General features: G+C 51.4%; 23 protein-coding genes and 4 tRNA genes. 19 read left to right on the top strand and 8 right to left on the bottom strand.

Features of this window, described 5'->3' with window-relative positions; genetic code table 11:
- Nucleotides 1-12 precede the first annotated feature (12 nt).
- Nucleotides 13-2,559: a DNA mismatch repair protein MutS gene (mutS, locus tag J1782_RS22905; RefSeq protein ID WP_152324072.1), complete on the bottom strand. Its 2,547-nt coding sequence runs from the start codon at nucleotides 2,557-2,559 to the stop codon at nucleotides 13-15.
- A gap of 263 nt (nucleotides 2,560-2,822) precedes the next feature.
- On the opposite strand from mutS, the gene mltB reads away from it, so the two are divergent.
- From mltB to luxS, 14 genes are all read left to right on the top strand, one after another.
- Nucleotides 2,823-3,926: a lytic murein transglycosylase B gene (gene mltB, locus J1782_RS22910; RefSeq protein ID WP_165061542.1), complete on the top strand. Its 1,104-nt coding sequence runs from the start codon at nucleotides 2,823-2,825 to the stop codon at nucleotides 3,924-3,926.
- 163 nt (nucleotides 3,927-4,089) lie between these two features.
- Nucleotides 4,090-4,584, top strand: a complete 495-nt coding sequence (gene pncC, locus J1782_RS22915; RefSeq protein WP_165061545.1) for a nicotinamide-nucleotide amidase — start codon at nucleotides 4,090-4,092, stop codon at nucleotides 4,582-4,584.
- 107 nt (nucleotides 4,585-4,691) lie between these two features.
- Nucleotides 4,692-5,756: a recombinase RecA gene (gene recA / locus J1782_RS22920; RefSeq protein ID WP_152324006.1), complete on the top strand. Its 1,065-nt coding sequence runs from the start codon at nucleotides 4,692-4,694 to the stop codon at nucleotides 5,754-5,756.
- A gap of 203 nt (nucleotides 5,757-5,959) precedes the next feature.
- Nucleotides 5,960-6,526 carry a recombination regulator RecX gene (gene recX / locus J1782_RS22925; protein WP_217153976.1) on the top strand — a complete coding sequence of 189 codons (567 nt, stop codon included), beginning with the start codon at nucleotides 5,960-5,962 and terminating at the stop codon, nucleotides 6,524-6,526.
- 138 nt (nucleotides 6,527-6,664) lie between these two features.
- Complete coding sequence (alaS, locus tag J1782_RS22930; protein ID WP_217153956.1) at nucleotides 6,665-9,292, top strand: alanine--tRNA ligase; 2,628 nt, start codon at nucleotides 6,665-6,667, stop codon at nucleotides 9,290-9,292.
- A 254-nt stretch (nucleotides 9,293-9,546) separates the two neighbouring features.
- The gene (gene csrA / locus J1782_RS22935; RefSeq protein ID WP_013574027.1) at nucleotides 9,547-9,732 is read left to right on the top strand and encodes a carbon storage regulator CsrA; all 186 of its coding nucleotides are present in this window, start codon (nucleotides 9,547-9,549) and stop codon (nucleotides 9,730-9,732) included.
- A gap of 325 nt (nucleotides 9,733-10,057) precedes the next feature.
- A tRNA-Ser gene (locus J1782_RS22940) sits at nucleotides 10,058-10,150 on the top strand.
- An 8-nt stretch (nucleotides 10,151-10,158) separates the two neighbouring features.
- A tRNA-Arg gene (locus tag J1782_RS22945) sits at nucleotides 10,159-10,235 on the top strand.
- A 110-nt stretch (nucleotides 10,236-10,345) separates the two neighbouring features.
- Nucleotides 10,346-10,422, top strand: a tRNA-Arg gene (locus J1782_RS22950).
- 45 nt (nucleotides 10,423-10,467) lie between these two features.
- A tRNA-Arg gene (locus J1782_RS22955) sits at nucleotides 10,468-10,544 on the top strand.
- 236 nt (nucleotides 10,545-10,780) lie between these two features.
- Nucleotides 10,781-11,347, top strand: a complete 567-nt coding sequence (yqaB, locus tag J1782_RS22960) for a fructose-1-phosphate/6-phosphogluconate phosphatase (protein WP_152324002.1) — start codon at nucleotides 10,781-10,783, stop codon at nucleotides 11,345-11,347.
- Complete coding sequence (locus J1782_RS22965) at nucleotides 11,344-11,772, top strand: YqaA family protein (RefSeq protein ID WP_217153957.1); 429 nt, start codon at nucleotides 11,344-11,346, stop codon at nucleotides 11,770-11,772. The genes yqaB and J1782_RS22965 overlap by 4 nt, the downstream gene beginning before the upstream one ends.
- Nucleotides 11,773-11,857: 85 nt before the next feature.
- Nucleotides 11,858-13,432: a glutamate--cysteine ligase gene (gene gshA / locus J1782_RS22970; RefSeq protein WP_208951516.1), complete on the top strand. Its 1,575-nt coding sequence runs from the start codon at nucleotides 11,858-11,860 to the stop codon at nucleotides 13,430-13,432.
- Between the two features lie 157 nt (nucleotides 13,433-13,589).
- A complete protein-coding gene (luxS, locus tag J1782_RS22975; protein ID WP_152323999.1) occupies nucleotides 13,590-14,105 on the top strand; it encodes an S-ribosylhomocysteine lyase in 516 nt (171 codons plus the stop codon).
- A gap of 68 nt (nucleotides 14,106-14,173) precedes the next feature.
- Here the strand turns inward: luxS and J1782_RS22980 are convergent, their stop codons facing one another.
- On the bottom strand, nucleotides 14,174-15,463 hold the full coding sequence (locus J1782_RS22980) for an HlyC/CorC family transporter (RefSeq protein WP_152323998.1): 1,290 nt from the start codon (nucleotides 15,461-15,463) through the stop codon (nucleotides 14,174-14,176).
- 16 nt (nucleotides 15,464-15,479) lie between these two features.
- Nucleotides 15,480-16,271, bottom strand: coding sequence for an inner membrane protein YpjD (locus J1782_RS22985; protein WP_095923501.1), 792 nt, complete (start codon nucleotides 16,269-16,271; stop codon nucleotides 15,480-15,482).
- Nucleotides 16,272-16,435: 164 nt separating this feature from the next.
- On the opposite strand from J1782_RS22985, the gene ffh reads away from it, so the two are divergent.
- The 5 genes from ffh to rplS all read left to right on the top strand — a co-directional run bounded on the left by ffh (nucleotide 16,436) and on the right by rplS (nucleotide 20,028).
- The gene (gene ffh, locus J1782_RS22990) at nucleotides 16,436-17,797 is read left to right on the top strand and encodes a signal recognition particle protein (RefSeq protein ID WP_152323997.1); all 1,362 of its coding nucleotides are present in this window, start codon (nucleotides 16,436-16,438) and stop codon (nucleotides 17,795-17,797) included.
- Nucleotides 17,798-17,975: 178 nt separating this feature from the next.
- On the top strand, nucleotides 17,976-18,224 hold the full coding sequence (gene rpsP, locus J1782_RS22995) for a 30S ribosomal protein S16 (protein ID WP_152324071.1): 249 nt from the start codon (nucleotides 17,976-17,978) through the stop codon (nucleotides 18,222-18,224).
- Nucleotides 18,225-18,242: 18 nt separating this feature from the next.
- Nucleotides 18,243-18,791, top strand: a complete 549-nt coding sequence (rimM, locus tag J1782_RS23000) for a ribosome maturation factor RimM (protein ID WP_152323996.1) — start codon at nucleotides 18,243-18,245, stop codon at nucleotides 18,789-18,791.
- Nucleotides 18,792-18,858: 67 nt separating this feature from the next.
- A complete protein-coding gene (gene trmD / locus J1782_RS23005) occupies nucleotides 18,859-19,626 on the top strand; it encodes a tRNA (guanosine(37)-N1)-methyltransferase TrmD (protein WP_104924473.1) in 768 nt (255 codons plus the stop codon).
- A 54-nt stretch (nucleotides 19,627-19,680) separates the two neighbouring features.
- Nucleotides 19,681-20,028 carry a 50S ribosomal protein L19 gene (gene rplS, locus J1782_RS23010; RefSeq protein WP_013574038.1) on the top strand — a complete coding sequence of 116 codons (348 nt, stop codon included), beginning with the start codon at nucleotides 19,681-19,683 and terminating at the stop codon, nucleotides 20,026-20,028.
- Between the two features lie 91 nt (nucleotides 20,029-20,119).
- Here rplS and J1782_RS23015 read toward each other — a convergent pair whose 3' ends face one another.
- The 5 genes from J1782_RS23015 to J1782_RS26480 form a co-directional block, all read right to left on the bottom strand.
- A complete protein-coding gene (locus J1782_RS23015) occupies nucleotides 20,120-20,299 on the bottom strand; it encodes an ogr/Delta-like zinc finger family protein (protein ID WP_104924474.1) in 180 nt (59 codons plus the stop codon).
- A 71-nt stretch (nucleotides 20,300-20,370) separates the two neighbouring features.
- Nucleotides 20,371-21,465, bottom strand: coding sequence for a contractile injection system protein, VgrG/Pvc8 family (locus J1782_RS23020; RefSeq protein ID WP_217153958.1), 1,095 nt, complete (start codon nucleotides 21,463-21,465; stop codon nucleotides 20,371-20,373).
- A gap of 2 nt (nucleotides 21,466-21,467) precedes the next feature.
- The gene (locus J1782_RS23025; protein ID WP_152323994.1) at nucleotides 21,468-21,938 is read right to left on the bottom strand and encodes a phage tail protein; all 471 of its coding nucleotides are present in this window, start codon (nucleotides 21,936-21,938) and stop codon (nucleotides 21,468-21,470) included.
- A complete protein-coding gene (locus tag J1782_RS23030) occupies nucleotides 21,935-23,566 on the bottom strand; it encodes a phage tail tape measure protein (RefSeq protein WP_217153959.1) in 1,632 nt (543 codons plus the stop codon). Before J1782_RS23030 ends, J1782_RS23025 begins: the two co-directional genes overlap by 4 nt.
- Nucleotides 23,559-23,681, bottom strand: coding sequence for a GpE family phage tail protein (locus J1782_RS26480; protein WP_104924478.1), 123 nt, complete (start codon nucleotides 23,679-23,681; stop codon nucleotides 23,559-23,561). Before J1782_RS26480 ends, J1782_RS23030 begins: the two co-directional genes overlap by 8 nt.
- Between the last annotated feature and the right edge of the window lie 12 nt (nucleotides 23,682-23,693).

The following is a 23,693-nucleotide window of genomic DNA, read 5'->3' on the forward strand; positions in this document are numbered from 1 at the left end:
CCGCCGCGGCTTCTACACCATATCTTTCAGACGGTAAATCCATTCCAGCGCCTGACGTGGCGAGAGAGAATCCGCGTCCAGAGATTCCAGCGCTTCTACTGCAGGCGACACCTCTTCTGCCAGCAGCGTCAGTTGCGGACCATCCACTTTGCTGGCGGCGGCGTTGCTGGACAACGTTTCCAGCTCTTTCAGTTTCTGGCGAGCACGTTTAATGACATCACGCGGGACACCCGCCAGCGCCGCGACGGCCAGACCGTAACTTTTGCTGGCAGCGCCATCCTGCACGCTGTGCATAAACGCAATGGTATCGCCGTGTTCTATGGCATCCAGGTGAACATTGACCGTTCCTTCCATTTTTTCCGGCAGCGTCGTCAGCTCGAAATAATGGGTCGCGAACAACGTCATAGCTTTAATGCGGCTGGCCAGATTCTCGGCGCACGCCCACGCAAGCGATAAACCGTCGTAGGTCGATGTGCCGCGCCCGATTTCATCCATCAGCACCAGGCTATTTTCCGTGGCGTTATGCAGAATATTCGCGGTTTCGGTCATTTCCACCATAAACGTTGAACGGCCAGAAGCCAGATCATCTGCGGCGCCGACGCGGGTGAATATCCGGTCTACGGGGCCGATAACCGCGGTATCCGCAGGAACGTAGCTGCCAATATGCGCCATCAGAACAATCAGCGCCGCCTGACGCATATAGGTACTTTTACCGCCCATATTCGGGCCGGTGATGATCAGCATCCGGCGCACCGGAGACATGTTCAGCGGGTTGGAAATAAACGGTTCTTTCAGTACCTGTTCCACGACCGGATGGCGGCCACCGGTGATGTTGATGCCGGGTTTCTCGCTCATCGTCGGGCAGGTATAACTGAGCGTGTAGGCACGTTCTGCGAGATTACTCAGAACATCCAACTCGGCCAGCGCACTGGCGCTTTGCTGCAAAGCGGGCAGGTGCGGCATCAGCAAATCAAACAGCTCTTCGTACAGCGCTTTCTCCAGCGACAGGGCTTTGCCTTTGGAGGTCAGAACCTTATCTTCATACTCTTTCAGTTCCGGTATGATGTAACGCTCGGCGTTTTTGAGCGTCTGACGGCGGACATAATGAATAGGAACGAGATGGCTCTGGCGGCGGCTCACTTCGATGTAATAACCATGTACACCGTTAAATCCGACCTTCAGCGTTTCCAGGCCCAGCTTCTCGCGTTCGCGAATTTCTAAGCGGTCAAGATAGTCTGTTGCGCCGTCAGCCAGTGCGCGCCATTCGTCCAGTTCCGCGTTATAGCCTGGCGAAATCACACCGCCGTCACGCACCAGAACTGGCGGAGCTTCAACAACCGCACGTTCAAGTAGTTCGACCAGCTCTGTAAATTCACCGGTTTGCTCCACCAGTGTAGCGACATGCGCGGCATCAGCATCTTGCAAAATCCCCCGGATTTCGGGCAGTTGCTGTAACGCATGGCGCATACGGGCGAGATCGCGTGGCCGTGCGCTGCGCAAGGCAAGGCGCGCCAGAATACGTTCGAGATCGCCGACCTGACGCAGCACGGGTTGCAAGTCGGCGGTCAGATCCTGTAATGCTCCGATTGCCTGCTGACGATGGGTCAGCATTTTGATGTCGCGGCTTGGCATGTGGATCCAGCGTTTGAGCATACGGCTGCCCATCGGTGTGACGGCCTGATCCAGGACTGCCGCCAGCGTATTTTCCACACCACCTGCCAGATTTTGTGTCAGCTCCAGATTACGGCGCGTCGCCGCATCCATAATGATGCCGTCCTGCTGGCGCTCCATCGTCACGCCACGAATATGCGGCAGGGCGGTGCGCTGGGTATCTTTTACATATTGCAGCAGGCAACCGGCGGCGCGGAGTGCCTGAGTGGCCTGTTCCACACCAAACCCGCTCAGATCGCGGGTGCCGAACTGGAGATTCAGCTGTTGCTTTGCGGTTTCGAGCTCAAATTCCCACATCGGACGACGGCGCAGGCCGCGGCGGGAAGCAATAAGCGGCATGGCTTCAAAGCTTTCCGGATACAGAAGTTCTGCCGGATTTGTACGCTGTAATTCAGCGGCCATGGTTTCCAGATCGTCTGGCTGAGCGACACGGAAACGACCGGAGCTGATATCCAGCGTCGCATAGCCAAAGCCACGTCCGTCTTGCCAGATGGCCGCGAGAAGGTTGTCATGACGCTCACTCAATAAGGCTTCATCACTGACCGTGCCTGGCGTCACGATCCGCACAATTTTGCGCTCAACCGGCCCTTTGCTCAGCGCCGGATCGCCAATCTGCTCAGCGATGGCGACGGATTCGCCCAGTTGCACCAGCTTGGCCAGATAGCCTTCAACGGCGTGATAAGGCACACCGGCCATCGGAATCGGTTCGCCCGCCGAAGCGCCACGTTTGGTCAGGGAAATATCCATCAGCTGAGACGCACGTTTTGCATCGTCATAAAACAGTTCGTAGAAGTCCCCCATACGATAAAACAGCAGAACTTCCGGGTTCTCCGCCTTAAGACGCAGGTACTGCTGCATCATGGGGGTGTGAGCATCCAGCCCGCTCATATCACTACCTTTATTCTTGATTTCATTCAATTTTAAATCATCCTGTTGGCTCGTACCGCCCGGGGCAACGACTTTACAACGGATCCTAACGTGAGTAGAGGTAAAAAACCACGATGCGTTTTGAAGTTGCGTAATGCTCCGCAAATCACCGTGGATCAGGATCTTCGTGCATCGTTGTAAAGACGTTTATTTTCAGTTTTTTCGGCCCTGATAATGCTCTACCATATCCCCCACCTCTTTTATTGCATGGTTACGGATATCCGATGCGCCTCCTGGCAGTCATTATTCCCCTGGTTTTAACACTTTCTGCTTGTAGCAGTAATAAGCCTCCGGCTCAGCCTGAAGGCCCGCGCAATCCTTTCTCTGACGGAAGAAATGCCAGCGGCAATTCGGTTCCCAGCGGGGGCTTTCTGTTGCAACCCGAACATACTGGCGCAGTGCAGTCCGGTGATTTCGCGTACGATCCGGCCATGAACCGGTTTGTGGACAAAATGGTCAGCGAGCATGGTTTTGATCGCCAGCAACTGCATGATGTGCTGGCGCAAACGAAACGACTGGGCTTCGTTTTACGTCTGATGGATCAGCAAGCGCCATCTGGCCCGCCGTCAACCGTGCCAAATGGTGCCTGGAACCGTTATCGCAGCAAATTTATTACGCCGGATAACGTCCAGAATGGTGTCGTGTTCTGGAATCAGTATCAGGATGCCTTGCAGCGTGCGGAGCAGGTTTACGGCGTACCGCCGGAAATCATTGTCGGTATTATCGGCGTCGAAACCCGTTGGGGCCGCGTCATGGGTAAAACCCGCATTATCGATGCGCTGGCGACCTTATCCTTTGCCTATCCGCGCCGGGCGGATTACTTCTCCGGCGAGCTGGAAACCTTTCTGCTGATGTCCCGTCGTGAGGGGGACGATCCGCTGAGCCTGCGCGGTTCGTTTGCGGGTGCGATGGGTTACGGTCAGTTCATGCCATCTTCTTATAAAGATTATGCCGTGGACTTTAACGGCGACGGCCATGCCAATCTGTGGGATCCGATTGATGCTATCGGCAGCGTAGCCAATTACTTCAAGGCGCACGGATGGACGAAAGGCGCACCCATTGCGGTGCCAGCCGCCGGGCAGGCACCGTTGCTGGAGAATGGCTTCAAGACAAAATATCCACTTTATACGCTGACGGCGGCGGGTCTTAGCCCGCTGGGTTCTCTGGGGGGTTATCAGGAAGCGAGCCTGTTGCGTCTGGATATGGGCACCAGTTACCAGTACTGGTACGGGCTGCCAAACTTCTACACCATCACCCGTTACAACCACAGCGTGCATTATGCGATGGCGGTATGGCAGTTGGGTGAAGCGGTGAAAGCGGCGCGCTGAACCTGATTTCCTGCTTTATCACGGAGGGCCGCTTGTTGTGGCCCTTCTTTTTGCCTTTTATTCCAATTCTGAATACATCGCGCAAAACGCACCGACGGGACTCACACAGCGAAAGAGAAATGCTAACATCAGGTTGAATTCAGCTGACCCGCCAGGATGGAATATGGACGAAAAACGTTTACATGAATTGAGTGCAGAAATCGGCACTGAGCTTAAATCTCAGGGATTGTGGATCACCTGCGCGGAATCTTGCACGGGCGGATTAATTGCCAAGGCCATTACGGACATTGCCGGAAGCTCGGCCTGGTTTGATCGCGGATTTGTTACTTACAGCAATGCGGCCAAGCATGAATTGCTCGGCGTGTCTGAAAGTACGCTTGAGCAATATGGCGCGGTGAGTGAGCAGGTAGTGCATGAAATGGCGCAGGGTGTATTGCACGCCGCGGGTGCGGATGTGGCCCTTTCGGTCAGCGGCATCGCCGGGCCTGACGGCGGCTCAGCAGAAAAACCTGTCGGCACGGTCTGGTTTGGCTTCGCCGGTAAAGACGGGCGTGTCGTGACGACAAAACAACAATTTTCTGGCGATCGAGAAGCAGTACGTTTGCAAGCTGCTGTTTTTTCGCTACAAACTGCGTTATCTGAGTTTCTGCAAAATTAGGCTTGATACTGTATGAGCATACAGTATAATTACTGCCAATTACCTGTACATAAATTATATTCAGTGATGCAGGCGGGATGTTCCCCTGTATCAGACGAGGAGTAAAAATGGCTATTGATGAGAACAAGCAAAAAGCGTTAGCTGCAGCACTGGGCCAGATTGAAAAGCAATTCGGTAAAGGCTCCATCATGCGTCTGGGTGAAGATCGCTCTATGGACGTGGAAACGATCTCTACCGGCTCTTTGTCTCTGGATATCGCGTTAGGCGCTGGCGGTTTGCCAATGGGTCGTATCGTGGAAATCTACGGGCCGGAATCTTCCGGTAAAACGACGCTGACCTTGCAGGTTATCGCTGCTGCACAACGTGAAGGCAAAACCTGTGCGTTTATCGATGCGGAACACGCACTGGATCCTATCTACGCTAAGAAATTGGGCGTGGATATCGATAACCTGCTGTGTTCTCAGCCGGATACCGGTGAGCAGGCGCTGGAAATTTGTGATGCGCTGACACGTTCAGGTGCGGTTGACGTTATCATCGTTGACTCCGTCGCAGCTCTGACACCGAAAGCTGAAATCGAAGGCGAAATCGGCGACTCACACATGGGCCTCGCGGCACGTATGATGAGCCAGGCAATGCGTAAACTCGCGGGTAACCTGAAAAACGCCAACACCTTGCTGATCTTCATCAACCAGATCCGTATGAAAATCGGTGTGATGTTCGGTAACCCGGAAACCACAACCGGCGGTAACGCACTGAAATTCTATGCTTCTGTTCGTCTGGATATCCGTCGTATCGGCGCTATCAAAGAAGGTGATGTGGTTGTCGGTAGCGAAACGCGTGTGAAAGTGGTGAAGAACAAAATTGCTGCACCATTCAAACAAGCCGAATTCCAGATCATGTACGGCGAAGGCATCAACATCAACGGCGAGCTGATCGACCTTGGCGTTAAGCACAAGATGATTGAGAAAGCCGGCGCATGGTACAGCTACAACGGTGAGAAGATTGGTCAGGGTAAAGCAAACTCCTGCAACTTCCTGAAAGAAAACCCGAAAGTAGCTGCTGAGCTGGACAAAAAACTGCGTGACCTGCTGCTGAGCGGCACCGGCGAGCTGAGCGTTGCCACGACAGCTGAAGACGCTGACGACAACATGGAAACCAGCGAAGAGTTTTAATTTCGCGGTTGTCTGACGTCACAGTCGATAAAATGCCAGCCTGGTTTCAGGCTGGCATTTTGCATATCTGAGGGACTCCGATGTCCACTGAAAAAGCACCGAATCAAAATGTCATCGATCTGAAACGACTTCTTGAAGAAGTTGAACAAAACAATGAATCCACATTGTTTGCGCCTCAGGAAAAAGACGCCAATGCGGCGAAAATTAATACACTGATCAGCCGCGCGATGCGTCTGCTGTCTCAGCGTGATCACGGTGAAGCTGAACTGCGCCGCAAACTGCTTATCCCGCCAGTCCCCTTTGTAAAACCCCAAAATAAACAAAGCCGCTGGTCTTCACGTAAACGACCAGACGAAAATGCCTTTGATGAAGATAATGCGGTAAAGGCGCGCCCGGAAACACGCCCGGTGCCGGAAGAGATCCCAGAGGAACATGTACAGGCAGTTATCGACTATTGCTACCAGCATCACTGGCTTGATGATGCCAAATTTGCCAGTCGCTATATTTCCGGTCGCAGCAATAAAGGCTACGGGGCACAACGCATTCGTTCGGAATTACTGCAAAAAGGTGTCGATAAAGAAATCATATCGACGGCACTGGAGGAAACGGAGGTTGACTGGTGTGTTCTGGCGCGGGATATTGCCGTCAGAAAGTTTGGAGAAAATTTACCGAAAGACTGGAAAGAAAAATCGAAAGTTCTGCGTTATTTGCTTTACCGAGGCTTCTTTCAGGAAGAAATACAGTCGATTTATCGCGATTTTGACGATTGACCGCATACGGTATTTTACTTCCCTGCGCAGAAATTTTATCTTATCCGCACTTTTTCGTTCGTGAGCTGTACAGATTGCTGCCATATGCAGCGTTATCCGGCTCAAGAGCCGTTCTTCCAGCATGATTCCGGGATATTTATGAGCAAGAGCACCGCTGAGATCCGTCAAGCGTTTCTCGATTTCTTCCATAGTAAGGGACACAACGTTGTTTCAAGCAGTTCGCTTGTCCCGACAAACGATCCGACACTGTTGTTTACCAATGCCGGGATGAACCAATTTAAAGACGTTTTCCTCGGTCTGGATAAACGCGACTACAGCCGTGCCACCACATCTCAGCGTTGTGTGCGTGCAGGTGGTAAACACAACGACCTCGAAAACGTCGGCTATACCGCCCGTCACCACACCTTCTTCGAAATGCTGGGCAACTTCAGCTTCGGCGATTACTTCAAGCACGACGCAATCAATTACGCTTGGGAATTACTGACCGGCGAAAACTGGTTTAATCTGCCGAAAGAAAAGCTTTGGGTCACCGTCTATGAGACTGACGACGAAGCGTTTGAAATCTGGGAAAAAGAAGTCGGCGTTCCAAAAGAACGTATTATCCGCATTGGCGATAATAAAGGCGGCGCTTACGCTTCTGACAACTTCTGGCAGATGGGTGATACCGGTCCTTGCGGTCCTTGCACCGAAATTTTTTACGATCATGGCGACCATATCTGGGGCGGCCCTCCGGGTTCTGCTGAAGAAGATGGCGACCGTTACATCGAAATCTGGAACATCGTTTTCATGCAGTTCAACCGTCAGTCTGACGGCACCATGCTGCCACTGCCTAAACCTTCCGTCGATACCGGGATGGGGCTTGAGCGTATCACCGCTGTTATGCAGCATGTGAACTCAAACTATGACATCGACCTGTTCCAGAAACTGATCGCCGCCGTTGCTGACGTCACTGGCGCGACCGATCTGACCAGCAAATCTCTGCGCGTTATCGCTGACCATATTCGCTCTTGCGCTTTCCTGATTGCAGACGGCGTGATCCCATCGAATGAAAACCGTGGCTACGTGCTGCGTCGTATCATTCGTCGTGCGATCCGTCACGGCAATATGCTGGGCGCGAAAGAGACCTTCTTCTACAAACTGGTTGCTCCGTTAATTGACGTGATGGGCCCGGCTGCGGCTGAGCTGAAAGAACAGCAAGCCATGGTTGAGCAGTTGCTGAAGACTGAAGAAGAGCAGTTTGCCCGTACACTGGAGCGTGGTCTGGCGCTGTTGGACGATGAATTATCTTCTCTGCAAGGCGATACGCTGGACGGTGAGATTGCTTTCCGTTTGTACGACACCTTCGGTTTCCCGCTGGATCTGACTGCGGACGTGTGCCGCGAACGCAATCTGAAAGTTGACGAAGTCGGTTTTGAAAAAGCGATGGAAGTTCAGCGTCGTCGCGCACGTGAGTCCAGTGGTTTCAGCGCGGACTACAACAGCATGGTGCGTGTTGACGGCGTTACGCAGTTCTCCGGTTATGAGCATCTGCAACGTCATTCCAAAGTTGTGGCGCTGTTCATCAATGGTCAGCCAGTAAATGAAATTCAGGCGGGCGATAACGCTATCGTCGTTCTGGATGACACACCATTCTACGGCGAGTCCGGCGGACAGGTTGGCGATAAAGGCATCCTGAAAACGGCTGCCGGCACGTTCGACGTTTCTGATACCCAAAAATATGGCAAGGCCATTGGTCATCAGGGCTCGCTGAGCGCAGGCAAACTGAGCGTTGGTGACAGCGTTGAAGCCGAAGTTGACGTTGAGCGTCGCGAACGTATTCGTCTGAATCATTCCGCGACTCACTTGCTGCACGCTGCACTGCGTCAGGTACTGGGCAAGCACGTTGCTCAGAAAGGCTCGCTGGTAAACGATAACTATCTGCGTTTCGACTTCTCGCATTTCGAAGCGATGAAGCCGGAAGAGATTCGTCAGGTCGAAGATCTGGTGAATGCGCAAATCCGTCGTAACTTGCCAATTCAGACCACCATCATGGATTTGGATGAAGCGAAAGAAAAAGGTGCGATGGCGCTCTTTGGTGAAAAATACGAAGACAGCGTGCGCGTGCTGACCATGGGTGATTTTTCCACCGAGCTGTGCGGGGGGACTCACGCCAGCCGTACGGGTGATATCGGCCTGTTCCGTATTCAGAGTGAGTCAGGCACGGCAGCAGGTGTTCGTCGTATCGAAGCGATTACCGGTGAAAACGCCATTAATGCACTCCATCAGCAAAGTGATTTGCTGCAAGATGTTGCGCACATGGTGAAAGGTGATGTGAACAGCATTACTGATAAAATCCGTACTCTGATTGAACGTTCCCGTGTGCTGGAAAAAGAACTTCAGCAGGTGAAAGGGCAACAAGCTGCGCAGGAGAGTGCTTCACTTTCCAGCCAGGCGAAAGAAGTGAAAGGCGTTAAGCTGTTGGTCCGTCAGCTGGATAACGTAGAGCCTAAAATTCTGCGTACGATGGTTGATGACCTGAAAAATCAGTTGGGTTCAGTGATTATTGTTCTGGCAACCATCGCTGACGATAAAGTCAGCCTGATTGCGGGCGTCACGAAAGATCTGACGGAACGCGTCAAAGCAGGGGATCTGATTGCTTCTGTTGCCCAGCAGGTGGGCGGTAAAGGCGGTGGTCGTCCTGATATGGCGCAGGCAGGGGGAAGTGACGTTCAGGCATTACCGGCTGCACTGGCAACAGTAGAAGCCTGGGTTGAATCCCGGCTGTAATAAGAAATAAATAGCTAACCAGGAAGCGCCATAATGTATTGTGCAATATGGCGTTTTCGGTCTTAATGGCAGGGTAGGCCTCGCGATAAAAGTCGCGACAATGATGATATCGGCTAAACTTAAAGTACTATGGCTTGAGTTGCGGGCCGCTTACAGTTTACGTAGGGGTCATGGCTTACGTTTTACCTGCTTATGATAGATAATGGCCGGGAAACTGAGAGACCCGACTCTTTTAATTATTCAAGGAGCAAAGAATGCTTATTCTAACTCGCCGAGTTGGTGAAACCCTCATGATTGGCGATGAGGTTACTGTTACCGTTTTAGGTGTTAAAGGTAATCAGGTGCGTATTGGTGTGAATGCGCCGAAAGAGGTTTCTGTTCACCGTGAAGAGATTTATCAGCGTATCCAGGCTGAAAAGTCTCAACAGACGAGTTACTGATTTACGAGGCGTCTCGTCGATGACGAGGCGCTGAACTTCCTTTTTGCTCTTTTTTGATTTTTCTCCCCTTAATTTACTGCCTCCCCGGTTTTTATTTTCCTTCTGCGGCTTCTTCCAGACCTGTCATTTTTTAAAAGCTAAGCCTTTTTTCTGACCACTGAGCCCCTTTATTGCCTTCAAACTGCTCAGGTTGTGCGTGAAATGTCCAAACGGGTGATTGTTAGGAAAAAAGGGTTTGACTTATAAGGGCCAGAAAGTAATATGTGCGCCACGCAGTGCCGATGAGCTTAAACAAAGTTAGTCAGCACACTCGCAAGAGGCGTATGGTGAGGTGGCCGAGAGGCTGAAGGCGCTCCCCTGCTAAGGGAGTATGCGGTCAAAAGCTGCATCCGGGGTTCGAATCCCCGCCTCACCGCCATTTAAAATGCACCCATAGCTCAGCTGGATAGAGTACTCGGCTACGAACCGAGCGGTCGGAAGTTCGAATCTTCCTGGGTGCACCATACTTTCCTGAGCGTATGTTGATTTGCAATCAAATGAGCGTGACGGGCAAAGGCGAAAGCTGATGTAGTGCGGAAAAATGGTCAGGTAAATCTGCAGTAAGAATCAAAATGCACCCATAGCTCAGCTGGATAGAGTACTCGGCTACGAACCGAGCGGTCGGAAGTTCGAATCTTCCTGGGTGCACCATTCTTCCTCTTAGTATTTTCCGAAAAAACTCAGCACGACCCTAATGCACCCATAGCTCAGCTGGATAGAGTACTCGGCTACGAACCGAGCGGTCGGAAGTTCGAATCTTCCTGGGTGCACCATATTCCAAACATGTCTGAGCGACGACTTTCATATAGAGTCCTCCGGCATGTTAGAAAAACCCGCTTTGGCGGGTTTTTTGCTTTCTGCTTTTCCTCTCTGATTTTCCTCCCTTCTTTTTCATTTCCCTGATTTTTCTGACGTGTTCGGATGTGCTGTAGGTGTGGACAAAATGCGACTTTCGCCAGACTTTGCGATAAAGTAGTTTTCCTGTTTTTTCGTGATCATGGAGCATTCGATGTACGATCGATACGAAGGGCTAATATTTGATATGGATGGCACCATATTGGATACCGAACCTACGCACCGTAAGGCATGGCATCAGGTATTGACCAAATACAGTATGCATTATGATGTCGAATCCATGGTCGCTCTGAATGGTTCTCCAACCTGGCATATTGCCCGGTTTGTTATCGACAGCAATAACGTCGAAATGGATCCCCATCTCCTTGCCGCAGAGAAAACCGCTGCTGTGCAGGAAATGTTGCTTGATACTGTACGTCCTTTGCCATTAATTGATGTTGTGAAGGCTTATCATGGCCGCCGGCCAATGGCGGTAGGGACGGGCAGTGAGCACTGGATGGCTGATGCGTTATTGCGTCATCTTGGGCTGCGCGATTGCTTTGATGCGATCGTGGGTGCAAATGATGTACAAAACCACAAACCGGCACCCGACACCTTTTTACGCTGCGCTGAGTTAATCGGCGTGCCTCCTGAAAAATGCGTTGTCTTTGAAGACGCAGATTTCGGTATTGAGGCGGCCCGGCGCGCCAATATGGATTTTGTGGACGTGCGAACGCTGTGAGTAGCGTTGTGGCGCTGGCTTCATTATTTGGCAGCAGTTTTCTCAGCGCGACATTATTGCCCGGAAATTCAGAAGTCTTATTAGTCGCTTTATTGTCAGCTGGCAGCGCAATGCCAGCGGCACTGGTTTTGTCTGCAACTGTTGGCAATACCTTAGGAGGCATAACCAACGTCATCATCGGACGCTTTGTGCCGCAGCCCAAACCGCAACGTGGACTTGATGTTGCACAGAACTGGCTGAAGCGTTTTGGACCGGCGGCATTATTGCTAAGCTGGCTGCCGGTGATTGGCGATATGTTGTGCGTGTTAGCAGGTTGGCTGCGAATGCCATGGGGTCCGGTGGTCTTTTTCATGTTGATTGGAAAAGCAGTGCGTTACATCGTTTTGGCTGTTGTGACGTTACAGGGGCTTTCATGGTTAGGTTAGATTGGCATCAGTTATCAATTATGGTCACATCTATGCAGATTCAGTATGCTTGCAAATTAATGGTTTCACCGAGCGGGAGGTCAATTTGATCCCGGATGTATCTCAGGCGCTTTCCTGGTTGGAAGCCCATCCTCAGGCATTAAAAGGTATTCGTCGCGGTATTGAACGTGAAACGCTGCGGGTCAATCCCGATGGTTCATTAGCGACGACCGGACACCCGGAATCTTTAGGGGCTGCACTGACGCACCGCTGGATAACCACCGATTTTGCTGAAGCTTTATTAGAATTCATTACGCCCGTCGATGACAATATTGAGCATCTGATGGCGTTTCTGCGTGATATCCATCGTCACGTGGCTCGTGAACTTGGTGACGAGCGGATGTGGCCATTCAGCATGCCGTGCTTTATCGAGTCCGGACAGGATATCGAGCTGGCACAGTACGGTTCATCTAACGTCGGGCGCTTTAAAACGCTTTACCGTGAAGGATTGAAAAACCGTTATGGCGCGCTGATGCAGGTGATTTCCGGCATCCACTATAATTTCTCGCTGCCGCTGTCTTTCTGGCAGGAACGTCTGGGTGTTACGGATGTTGAAAGCGGGAAAGAAGCGATTTCAGCGGGCTACTTTAAGCTGATCCGCAATTATTACCGCTTTGGCTGGGTGATCCCGTATCTGTTTGGTGCGTCACCTGCGATCTGTAAATCCTTCCTGAAAGGGCGTGAAACAGATCTGCCATTTGAATATACCGATTCCGGATTGTGCTATCTGCCGTACGCCACCTCGTTGCGTCTGAGTGATTTGGGCTATACCAACAAATCACAGAGCAATCTGGGGATCACGTTTAACGATCTGGAAACGTACGTTCAAGGCGTGAAGAAAGCGATTCGCACCCCGTCTGCGGAATACGCGGAAATGGGTGTAAAGAAAGACGGTAAATATCTGCAACTGAACACCAATGTGTTACAGATTGAGAACGAACTTTATGCGCCAATCCGTCCAAAGCGGGTCACCAAATCAGGTGAAAGCCCTTCTGATGCACTGATGCGCAGCGGGATCGAATACATTGAAGTCCGCTCGCTGGACGTCAATCCGTTCTCACCTGTGGGTATTGATGCGACTCAGGCGCGTTTCCTGGATTTGTTTTTGGTATGGTGTGCCTTAGCGGACGCACCGGAAATGAACAGTGATGAGCTGCTTTGTACGCGCAAAAACTGGAATCGGGTGATCCTCGAAGGCCGCAAACCAGGCCAGACGATTGGTATTGGTTGCAACGATGAGCGCAAGCCGCTGGTCAGCGTCGGGAATGCGTTGTTTGATGATTTGAGCCGTGTGGCGCAGGTTATGGACGAGCAGAACGGCGATCACCTTTATCAGGATGTCTGCAAAGAGCTGGTTGCTGCGTTTGATGATCCTGAACTGACGTATTCTGCGCGGATCCTTAAAGATCTGAAACAGCAGGGCGGCGTGGGCAGTCTTGGGCTGGAACTGGCAGAAAAGTATCGCCAGATGCTGGTGAGTGAACCGCTGGAAGTTTTAGATGCCAGTGCATTAATGGCAGAGCAGGACGGTTCATGGCAACGTCAGCGCACACTGGAAGCGGGTGATACGCTAAGCTTTGAAGAATATCTGGCTGCGAACGCAGGCAGTAGCGATGAGTAGAAAAGAAAAAGGCCACAATCAATGTGGCCAAATAAACATCTCTGTTTACAGGGATGATGATAACAAATGCGCGTCTTTCACTAATTAAGACCCGCATGCTGGGAAAAGGTTTCCTGAGTTCGTAAAAAAAATTAATTTATTTAGGAGAGGTGACGATATGCCACTGTTGGATAGCTTTACCGTAGACCATACCCGTATGGCAGCACCTGCTGTTCGCGTCGCAAAAACCATGAAAACCCCGCACGGGGATACCATCACTGTGTTCGATCTGCGTTTCTGCCGCCCGAATATTGAAGTGATGCCTGAACGCGGTATTCATACGCTGGAACACCTGTTCGCAGGTTTCATGCGTAACCATCTGAATGGCAACGGCGTGGAGATCATTGATATTTCCCCAATGGGCTGCCGTACGGGTTTCTACATGAGCCTGATCGGTGTACCGGAAGAGCAATTTGTTGCTGATGCCTGGAAAGCGGCGATGGCAGATGTTCTGAAAGTGAAAGAACAGCGTCAAATCCCTGAGCTGAATGAATATCAGTGCGGTACTTACGAGATGCATTCCCTGAAAGAAGCTCAGGAAATCGCGCAACATATTCTCGATCACGACGTAGTTGTGAACCGTAACGACGATCTGGCTCTGCCAAAAGAAAAACTGTCCGAACTGCACATCTAGTTGTAGCGTGTTGCAGGTAAAAAAAAGACGCGTTCATCGCGTCTTTTTTATGTCTGTTATTCAGCGGATTAGCGTTGATTTACGCTGGTTTGCAAGGGCTGTAACGGGCGAACCTGTACCTGTTTGATCATATTGTCCTGCACGTCGAGAATTTCGACTTCGTAATCTTCAATGCGCAAACTGGTGCCGATAGTCGGGATATCTTCCAGCACTTCCAGAAGCATGCCGTTGATGGTTCGCGGCCCGTCGGCAGGAAGATGCCAGTTAAACGCTTTGTTCAGCTCACGGACGTTCGCGCTGCCTTCAATCAGTACAGAACCGTCGCTTTGCGGTGTCACTTCTTCAGCCAGAGTAGGTGACATCGACGTGGTAAAATCACCGACGATCTCTTCAAGAATATCTTCGACCGTCACCAGCCCCTGAATGTCACCGTATTCATCGACCACAATGCCCACTTTCTTTTTATTGCGCTGGAATTTCACCAGCTGAATGTTCAGCGGCGTACCTTCCGGAATGTAGTAAATCTCGTCCGCAGCGCGCAGCAGGTTTTCTTTGGTGAATTCTTTCTTCTCGGTCATCAGGCGATACGCTTCGCGTAAACGCAGCATGCCGATCGCATCATCAAGCGAGTCGCGGTAGAGCACGATTCGGCCATGCGGTGAGTGCGTGAGCTGGCGGATGATGGACTTCCAGTCGTCGTTAATGTCGATGCCGACGATTTCATTGCGCGGCACCATGATGTCATCAACGGATACTTTTTCGAGATCCAGAACGGAAAGTAGCATGTCCTGATTACGGCGTGAGATTTGCGAGCGCGATTCATTCACGATAGTACGCAGCTCTTCTTTGCTCACAGCATCACTCAGGCTGGCGGTGGTTTTGATACCAAACATACGCATCAGCAGACGCGAGAGGCTGTTCAGGATCCACACCAGTGGCATCATGATTTTTTGCAGCGGACGCAACAAAATGCTGCTCGGAAAAGCAATGCGTTCAGGATTGAGGGCTGCGAAGGTTTTCGGCAGAACTTCAGCAAACAGCAGAACCACGAAAGTCAGCACACCGGTGGCAATCGCGACCCCGGCATCGCCATACAAGCGGATACCCACAATGGTTGCCAGAGCGGAAGCAAGAATGTTGACCAGGTTATTGCCGATAAGCACGAGGCTGATCAACTGGTCCGGGCGTTTTAACAGCTTTTCGACGCGACGCGCCGCGCGGTTACCCTGTTTGGCCAGGTGACGTAACCGGTAACGGTTGAGTGTCATCATACCGGTTTCGGAGGCTGAAAAATAAGCCGAAACCACCACCATGATGATCAATGTGATGATCAGGGTTGTTGTCGAGACGTGCTCCAACGGGTATTCCTTTTAATTAATGAACCATGATTTGCTGGATCAGGCGACTGCCAAAATAGGCAAGAGTCAGAAGAATGGCGCCTGCCATGCTGAACCATACCACGCGGCGGCCACGCCAGCCTTCGTGATAATGGCCCCACAGCAGGACGATATAAACGAACCATGCCAGTATCGATAAGACAGCCTTGTCGATATTCTCCGGGCTGAACAGGTTGTTCAGATACAGTAATCCGGTGCACAGCGTCAGCGTCAGTAAAATGACGCCAATCTGGGTGATGTGAAACAGTTTACGTTCAATGCTCATCAGCGGTGGCATATCGGCAGTAAATGTCAGGCGTTTGTTCTTCAACTGGTAATCAAGCCACGCCAGTTGCAAGGCGTAAAGCGCTGCGATCATCAGCGTAGCATAGGAGAATAACGCCAGGCCGATGTGTACCAGCAAGCCTTTGCTTTCTTCCAGATGCGTGATGAATTCGCCCGGAAGGAAAGTGACGAACGCCAGATTGATCAGCGAGAAGCTGTAAACGATCGGTAAGACAAACCAGCCGCGATTACGTGAGGCAACAATAGTCATCACCGTACCGATGATTAAACTGACCACTGAACCGATGTTCACCAGACTCAGGTTCTGGCCGGTGCTGACATCAAATATGCGTTGCTGTAATGCCACAGCGTGGCAAATAAGCGCTACCACAACAGAAATCAGTGCTAAACGCCGGTATGCGCTGTTCTTCCGGATGATGCTCGGAATGATCAGTGCAAGGCTGAGCAGATAGGCCAACATGGCGACGAGAGCAAAAACTGACATAGCGTTTCAGTAGCATCGAAAAGTGAATGAGAACCGCAGTATAACGTTACCGGCGTCACGCTCCAACCTATCTGAGATGCCAAAGCAGAGATCGTCCGCGCTTCGTGTTATAATCCCGCAATTACGTCGCAAGAGCGGCCTGTCATTACGTTGAGCAAGAGACGATGTTTGAGAATTTAAGCGATCGATTGTCGCGCACACTGCGCAATATCAGCGGCCGCGGGCGGCTGACCGAAGAAAATATCAAAGAGACATTACGTGAAGTGCGTATGGCGTTACTGGAAGCGGACGTTGCGCTGCCGGTCGTTCGCGACTTCATCAACCGGGTGAAAGAGAGCGCTGTTGGCCATGAGGTCAATAAGAGTCTGACGCCGGGTCAGGAATTCGTCAAAATTGTCCAGAAAGAACTGGAAACCGCGATGGGCGAGGCTAATACCGAGCTCAACTTAGCGGCGCAGCCACCGGCTGTTGTTCTGATGGCGGGTTTACAAGGTGCTGGTAAAACCACCAGCGTCGGTAAACTGGCGAAATTCCTGAAAGAAAAGAAAAAGAAAAAAGTGCTGGTGGTCTCCGCCGACGTTTATCGCCCTGCGGCGATCAAACAGCTGGAAACCCTGGCGCAGCAAGTTGACGTGGATTTCTTTGCATCCGATGCGCAGGAAAAGCCGGTGGATATCGTCACCCGCGCCCTGCAACAGGCGAAACTGAAATTCTACGACGTTCTGATTGTCGATACCGCCGGCCGTTTACACGTCGACGAAGCGATGATGGACGAAATCAAACAGGTTCATGCCGCGATTAATCCGGTAGAAACGCTGTTTGTGGTCGATGCCATGACCGGCCAGGATGCGGCGAATACCGCGAAAGCGTTCAACGAAGCGCTGCCGCTGACCGGTGTGATCCTGACGAAAGTCGACGGTGACGCCCGTGGTGGTGCTGCGCTGTCGATCCGCCACATCACTGGCAAACCGATTAAATTCCTGGGTATGGGTGAAAAAACCGATGCACTGGAGCCGTTCCACCCGGATCGTATCGCGTCCCGCATTTTGGGCATGGGCGACGTGCTTTCTCTTATCGAAGATATTGAGAGCAAAGTTGACCGTGCACAGGCTGAGAAACTGGCCAACAAGCTCAAGAAAGGCGATGGTTTTGACCTGACCGACTTCCTCGAGCAGCTCAAGCAAATGCGCAATATGGGCGGCATGGCGAGCATGATGAGCAAATTGCCGGGCGTGGGTCAGTTGCCTGACAACGTCAAATCTCAGATGGATGACAAGGTTCTGGTGCGGATGGAAGCGATCATCAACTCGATGACGATGAAAGAACGCGCTAAACCAGAAATTATTAAAGGTTCCCGCAAGCGCCGTATCGCGCTGGGTTCCGGCATGCAGGTGCAGGACGTTAACCGCTTACTCAAGCAGTTCGACGATATGCAGCGCATGATGAAGAAAATGAAGAATGGCGGCATGGCGAAAATGATGCGTGGCATGAAGGGTATGATGCCACCAGGTTTCCCGGGCCGTTAATCGACATCACTGTCTATATATCAGCCACATAGGCGGCTCATGCAAAATGCGGTCTGCGCTCTTTACGCTTTAGATTGCTTTTTGCGCCAAAATGAGTAAAATTTTCGGGCTTTTTATATTGCAACCAGACCCCGTTCCCCGATGGGGTCTGGTTGTTTTATTAACTAAAGAGGATGTTATGGTAACAATTCGTTTAGCACGTGGCGGCGCAAAAAAGCGTCCGTTTTATCAAGTAGTAGTGACCGACAGCCGCAACGCTCGTGACGGTCGTTTCATCGAACGCGTAGGTTTCTTCAACCCATTGGCTTCTGGCCAGGCTGAAGCACTGCGTCTGGACCTGGATCGTATTACCCATTGGGTAGAGCTGGGTGCAACCGTTTCTGATCGCGTTTCTTCGCTGATCAAAGACGCTAAGAAAGCAGCTTAATCTGTCGCGGTGGTGGCAATGAGCAAGCAATCCAATCCAGTGGTACCCGCTGAGCCGTTAGTACTCGGCAAAATGGGTTCAACATACGGCATTCGTGGTTGGCTCAGAGTGTTTTCATCCACCGAAGACGCTGAAAGCATCTTCGAATACCAGCCCTGGTTTATCCAGCGTGCCGGTAAGTGGCAAGTTGTCGAGCTGGAAGGCTGGAAACGCCACACTCAGGACCTGATTATCAAAGTCAAAGGCGTTGATGACAGGGATGCAGCGAATCTCCTGACCAATTGCGAAATTGTTGTTGATTCAAAGCAGCTACCTCCACTGGAAGACGGCGACTACTACTGGAAAGACCTTTTTGGTTGCCAGGTAGTGACCACTTCCGGTTACGAACTGGGAAAAATCATCGATATGATGGAAACCGGTTCTAACGATGTGATGGTAGTCAAAGCCAACCTGAAAGATGCCTTCGGACTCAAGGAGCGGTTGATTCCGTTCCTCGATGGGCAGGTTATCAAGAAAGTCGATCTCACTACTCGCACTGTTGAAGTAGATTGGGATCCTGGTTTTTGACCTCCGTAACGTTTACTGATGTAAACAACGATGGGTTGAGCGATAAAGCATTCGAAAGGGGTAGGCTATGTGGATTGGTATAATTAGCCTGTTTCCTGAGATGTTCCGCGCAATCACCGATTACGGGGTAACTGGCCGGGCAGTTAAAAATGGCCTGTTGAGCGTAAATTGCTGGAGTCCTCGTGACTTCGCATACGACCGACATCGTACCGTGGACGAGCGCCCTTACGGCGGTGGTCCCGGCATGCTGATGATGGTGCAACCTTTACGGGAAGCTATTCATGCAGCAAAAGCAGCGGCAGGCGAAGGTGTGAAAGTGATTTATCTTTCACCTCAGGGACGCAAGCTGGATCAAACCGGTGTGTGTGAACTGGCGGCCCATCAGAAAATTATTCTGGTTTGTGGTCGTTACGAAGGGATTGATGAGCGCGTAATCAAAACCGAAATTGATGAAGAATGGTCAATTGGCGATTATGTTCTCAGTGGTGGAGAGTTACCGGCAATGACGCTGATTGATTCAGTTTCCCGCTTTATACCGGGCGTTCTGGGTCGTCAGGCTTCAGCAGAAGAAGATTCTTTCGCTGACGGATTGCTCGATTGCCCCCACTATACCCGCCCTGAAGTGTTGGAAGGCATGGAAGTTCCGCCAGTTTTACTGTCGGGAAACCACGCTGATATACGTCGCTGGCGCCTGAAACAGTCGCTGGGTCGAACCTGGCTTAGAAGACCTGAACTTCTGGAAAACCTAGCTCTGACTGACGAGCAAGAGGTGTTGCTGAGAGAGTTCCAAAAGGAACATCGGCTCAGTCAACAAAACTATGAAGGGAACGCTTAAGCGTTACGCTAAGCCCTCCCGATATATCAGTTTACCTAGGGTAAGAGACATATTATGAGCAATATCATTAAACAAATCGAACAAGAGCAGATGAAGCAAGACGTACCTGCATTCCGTCCAGGTGATTCCCTGGAAATTAAGGTATGGGTCGTTGAAGGTTCTAAAAAGCGTCTGCAGGCATTCGAGGGCGTGGTTATCGCTATTCGTAACCGCGGTCTGCACTCTGCATTCACTGTTCGCAAAATTTCTAACGGCGAAGGTGTTGAGCGTGTATTCCAGACTCACTCCCCAGTAATCGACAGCATTACTGTTAAACGTCGTGGTGCCGTTCGTAAAGCTAAACTGTACTACCTGCGTGAGCGTACTGGTAAGTCAGCTCGTATCAAAGAGCGTCTTAACTAAGGTATCGCTAACGCGACATCGACTAGTTAATAGAGAACAAGGGGTTAGCCATCGGCTAACCCCTTTTTTGTGTTCAGTGGCGGCAAATTGACTACGCAGCAGGGCGCTGGCTGCCGGGTTTTGAGATGACCCGGGCGACGGATTCGTGGGTGGCAAACGTACAGCTGCATTCAATATTCTGGCACTGATGATAACGTTCTTTAGTTGATTCACTCAGATAGCGGCTTGAACGGGTATGAGCGACTTTTCCACACAGCGGGCAATGCATCATAAAAACCTCCGGCATGACAGGTAAGCGATGGAGTCATTATGAAACTCATAACTTGCAAAAGCAAGTTATAATTATGATATTGAAGATTGATAGGTGATGTCTGCAATATAAATCTTCAAATCCAATGTCGTGGTAAACCCTTTGGCATTGATGTCATGTTTTGCCGAGTTAATGACCCAATTCTCATTATCAATAACCTCCTTAAAACCTTGTACATTGACCGGCGTTTGCGCACTCAGGTCTGCCCGCCCAAGTGCCAGCTGAATAGTGAAGGAAGACGAGTCGTTCTGGATTTGGTTAAAAACAGAATCAGCCGCACGTTTTGCCGTTTCCTCATCAGGATAAATTTTACTCAGCTGAAGAGGGTTTTGATTTTTACCCGCGATATAGCTGTTGTCTGCGTCCCCTTTGTTCTGGCCAGCGGTTCGTGTGAGATCGACATTGCTGGTGGTCGCCGTTTTGACGTCATGCCATTGCGCTTTCACACCGCCATACGCCAGTTGATCAACCAGTTTAAAGGCGTATTTATCCCCATCACTGCGCTCGATGGTTCTCCACGGCAATGCCTGACCGGACGCGGTACGTCCTACGCTGGCTTTGTAGAAAATGATCGAACCGTTTTTGACTGTTACCTGAGCGCCGTAAATTTGCGCCAGCCGTGTCAGGAAATAGCTGTCAGCTTCGTTCGTCTGATCGATGTGCGAGATCTTGATGCTATCCAGCTCCGCCGGGATCACCGGAAGGGTGAGTTTATTCCGCGCAGAAATGATACGAACGATCGCGCCCAGCGTGTAATCGTCATACGACTGGCTGAGTTTGGTATCAAAGGAACCACTCAGGTCTGCACTGCGGGCAGTGACGGTGATGATGTCCGGTGCGCCGGAATATGTCACCGTATCGACAATAAAATAGCCGCAGTCATATAACGCCAGCTTCGACCACCCGAGATGCAAATGCAAAACGGTTCCCCGGGCAGGCATCTGCAACCTACCATCGCTGTCGTCGAAGGTCAGGTTCAGAGTATCCGCCACAAAACCGCTGTTATCTGTAACGGATAAGCTGATGATACGGCTGGAAATATTCTCTTCCAGGACTTTGTTTTTTACCGTCAGGGTAAACTCCGGCGCAATGCGTGCGCCAGCCGGTAACTGATAATCGGTAATCATAGTCAGACTCCCTGAACGAAGTTGCTGACTGCCGAACTGGCCTTGTTAAATAGCCCTTCAGCCTGAGCCAGCAGATCGCCAAACATGGCTGCCTGAGATTCATCGACGCGTTTTAAACTGACCGAAAAGCTGATGCTCCGTGCCTGACCGTTCGAATTAATTTCGGTGTTATCGTGTGTCATGTTCTCAATAATAAACATACCGTAGATGGTTCCGCTGCCTTCGATCAATGGCCACGCCCGCCCGGACTCGGCCATACCTTCTAAAACTTGCAAATAGCTTATTCCACCGGTAACTTCCGGCAAAAGCAGCCCGCTGAGTTTCATCGACTCTTTCCCCAGCCCCAGAAACTGGGAAACCGGACGTTGCCCGATACGGGTGTTTTCCTGCCAGTTGTAATTTACTTCCCGGTGAAGCGTCTGATAGGGAAGGGTATTTAGTTTAAAAACGAACAAACCCAGTGACATCATCATCCGTAAAACCCTCCGTTAGTAAACTGGCTGTACCCGGCGTTGGTGGCGTTCCATTCCCGCTCGTTCATGGTGTTTGCGATAAGCTCACGAATTTGATTCTGATCGGTGTCCGGCGTGGCGGTGAAACTGACATTGACGGTGGTTGCGCGGTTGTCGGTCAGGTTATTCGCCACACTGTTTTTGGCCGGCTGATACATGCCCAGAATGCCGCCCGTAGGGGAAATGCTCTCCACTGGCGGCGTTGACATATCCGGGGCAGCGCCAGGTTCGTCGCCGCCGAAAATAGAATCCCACCCTTTTTTAGCCCAGCTAAAGATTTCGCCGATCTGGGAAACCGCCTTGTTCAGCGTGACAAAAACTTCACCGATTGCGATGCCGACTTCTTTACCTATATTGGTGAAGCCACTCAGTTCGTCCTGACTGAATTTTATCGGTTCGAACAAATCCGTGATCCAGCCCAGCGCGCTTTTGAAAGGCGCAAACGCTTCACTGACCGGCCCCATCACGGAACTGAAGCCTTCAATTATGCCGCCAACAACGGCACTGATCGGCTCCCAGAGTTTCACCACGGCAATGCCAATACCGGCTATCAGCGCGATGACGGGCAGAAGTGGAAGCCCGATGGCGGCGAAAGCCGCGGCAATCGCGCCGCCCGTGCCGGTAAAAATGGTGCCTAACAGACCGGCACCGGCGATCAGCATGTTTACACCGCTCAGAACCGGCGCAATGACCATGCCCAGCGAGCCCAACCCGCCAACAATCCCGGTGACGCCTAATGCCAGCCCGAGCAGTGAACTCACCAGCTGCGGATTATCGGTGATCCAGGTATTAAGCGTGTTTAGCCATCCGGAAGCTGTCTGCGTCAGCTCGCGCAGCGCAGAATTCTGACCTTCGAACAGGTTTATGCGCAGCGTGTCCCAACCTGCGAACAGCTTTTTGACGTCACCATCCAGATTGTCGCCTTTCACCGTCACGGCCATTTGCGCCTCCGGCGTGACACCATTCAGTTCGCCAGGTGTTTGCGTCAGAACCTGATCGGCATTCATGCCTTTTGCAGCCAGATCTTTTTGTTTCGCCACGACTTCAGAAGGCGCATGGCCGGAAGCTGCCATGGTAAGCCCTTGCTGACGCAGTGCAGCAATACGCGGATCGCCATTTTTCAGGCGGAGGAGAGACTGAACCTCTGAAATCCCGGCCTCAAAATCTGCGCCGGGTTTGAGAACGCTTTTGGCCTGCTCGAGTTTCGGCTGTGCAAAAGCGAGGGCCGACGAAGCCGCGCTTTTGAGCTGCCCGGTTTGCTGTTCACGCGTCTTGAATTGCTGCCCGATTTCCAGCCCTTTTTGTTCTATCAACATCGGTCGTTGCTGGCGGCGTTGTTCCCCGGGCTGTTCTTTTGCGGCTGTTTTTACGCCGCGATAGGTCTGTTTTTCTGCCGTTTTATCCGGCTCGAAAATCGACTCGCGCAGCGATAAAGAAGCATCAGTAATATCTTGCGACATCGTGCTGAATAAATTCTTGTCGGGCACGGTCATGTAGGTCTGCCAGACGTTGGCCGTCGCCTTGCGCAGCGACGCCAGTTCGTCGTTCATTTTTCCCAGCGTCGTGGGTAATTGTTCGAGATTACTCATCTGTTTTTACTCCGCTGCGTTGCAAAGCCTTATGCCGCCAGTTCAGGAGCTCCGTCAGCGACATGCCGCCCATTTCTGACGGCGGCCAGTGGAAGATTACCGCGATGTCTGCCATCAGATCATCGAC

Source organism: Rahnella sp. BCC 1045 (genome assembly GCF_019049615.1).
Classification (GTDB): Bacteria; Pseudomonadota; Gammaproteobacteria; order Enterobacterales; family Enterobacteriaceae; genus Rahnella; species Rahnella contaminans.

Bases quoted from the DNA above. Each gene is read 5' to 3' on its own strand.
- mltB (WP_165061542.1), top strand. From the start codon at position 2,823: ATGCGCCTCCTGGCAGTCATTATTCCCCTGGTTTTAACACTTTCTGCT.
- recA (WP_152324006.1), top strand. From the start codon at position 4,692: ATGGCTATTGATGAGAACAAGCAAAAAGCGTTAGCTGCAGCACTGGGC.
- J1782_RS26480 (WP_104924478.1), bottom strand. From the start codon at position 23,681: ATGGCAGACATCGCGGTAATCTTCCACTGGCCGCCGTCAGAAATGGGC.
- J1782_RS23020 (WP_217153958.1), bottom strand. From the start codon at position 21,465: ATGATTACCGATTATCAGTTACCGGCTGGCGCACGCATTGCGCCGGAG.
- luxS (WP_152323999.1), top strand. From the start codon at position 13,590: ATGCCACTGTTGGATAGCTTTACCGTAGACCATACCCGTATGGCAGCA.
- rimM (WP_152323996.1), top strand. From the start codon at position 18,243: ATGAGCAAGCAATCCAATCCAGTGGTACCCGCTGAGCCGTTAGTACTC.
- J1782_RS23015 (WP_104924474.1), bottom strand. From the start codon at position 20,299: ATGATGCATTGCCCGCTGTGTGGAAAAGTCGCTCATACCCGTTCAAGC.
- yqaB (WP_152324002.1), top strand. From the start codon at position 10,781: ATGTACGATCGATACGAAGGGCTAATATTTGATATGGATGGCACCATA.
- csrA (WP_013574027.1), top strand. From the start codon at position 9,547: ATGCTTATTCTAACTCGCCGAGTTGGTGAAACCCTCATGATTGGCGAT.
- pncC (WP_165061545.1), top strand. From the start codon at position 4,090: ATGGACGAAAAACGTTTACATGAATTGAGTGCAGAAATCGGCACTGAG.
- mutS (WP_152324072.1), bottom strand. From the start codon at position 2,559: ATGAGCGGGCTGGATGCTCACACCCCCATGATGCAGCAGTACCTGCGT.
- rplS (WP_013574038.1), top strand. From the start codon at position 19,681: ATGAGCAATATCATTAAACAAATCGAACAAGAGCAGATGAAGCAAGAC.
- alaS (WP_217153956.1), top strand. From the start codon at position 6,665: ATGAGCAAGAGCACCGCTGAGATCCGTCAAGCGTTTCTCGATTTCTTC.
- J1782_RS23030 (WP_217153959.1), bottom strand. From the start codon at position 23,566: ATGAGTAATCTCGAACAATTACCCACGACGCTGGGAAAAATGAACGAC.
- ffh (WP_152323997.1), top strand. From the start codon at position 16,436: ATGTTTGAGAATTTAAGCGATCGATTGTCGCGCACACTGCGCAATATC.
- J1782_RS23025 (WP_152323994.1), bottom strand. From the start codon at position 21,938: ATGATGATGTCACTGGGTTTGTTCGTTTTTAAACTAAATACCCTTCCC.
- rpsP (WP_152324071.1), top strand. From the start codon at position 17,976: ATGGTAACAATTCGTTTAGCACGTGGCGGCGCAAAAAAGCGTCCGTTT.
- J1782_RS22985 (WP_095923501.1), bottom strand. From the start codon at position 16,271: ATGTCAGTTTTTGCTCTCGTCGCCATGTTGGCCTATCTGCTCAGCCTT.
- trmD (WP_104924473.1), top strand. From the start codon at position 18,859: ATGTGGATTGGTATAATTAGCCTGTTTCCTGAGATGTTCCGCGCAATC.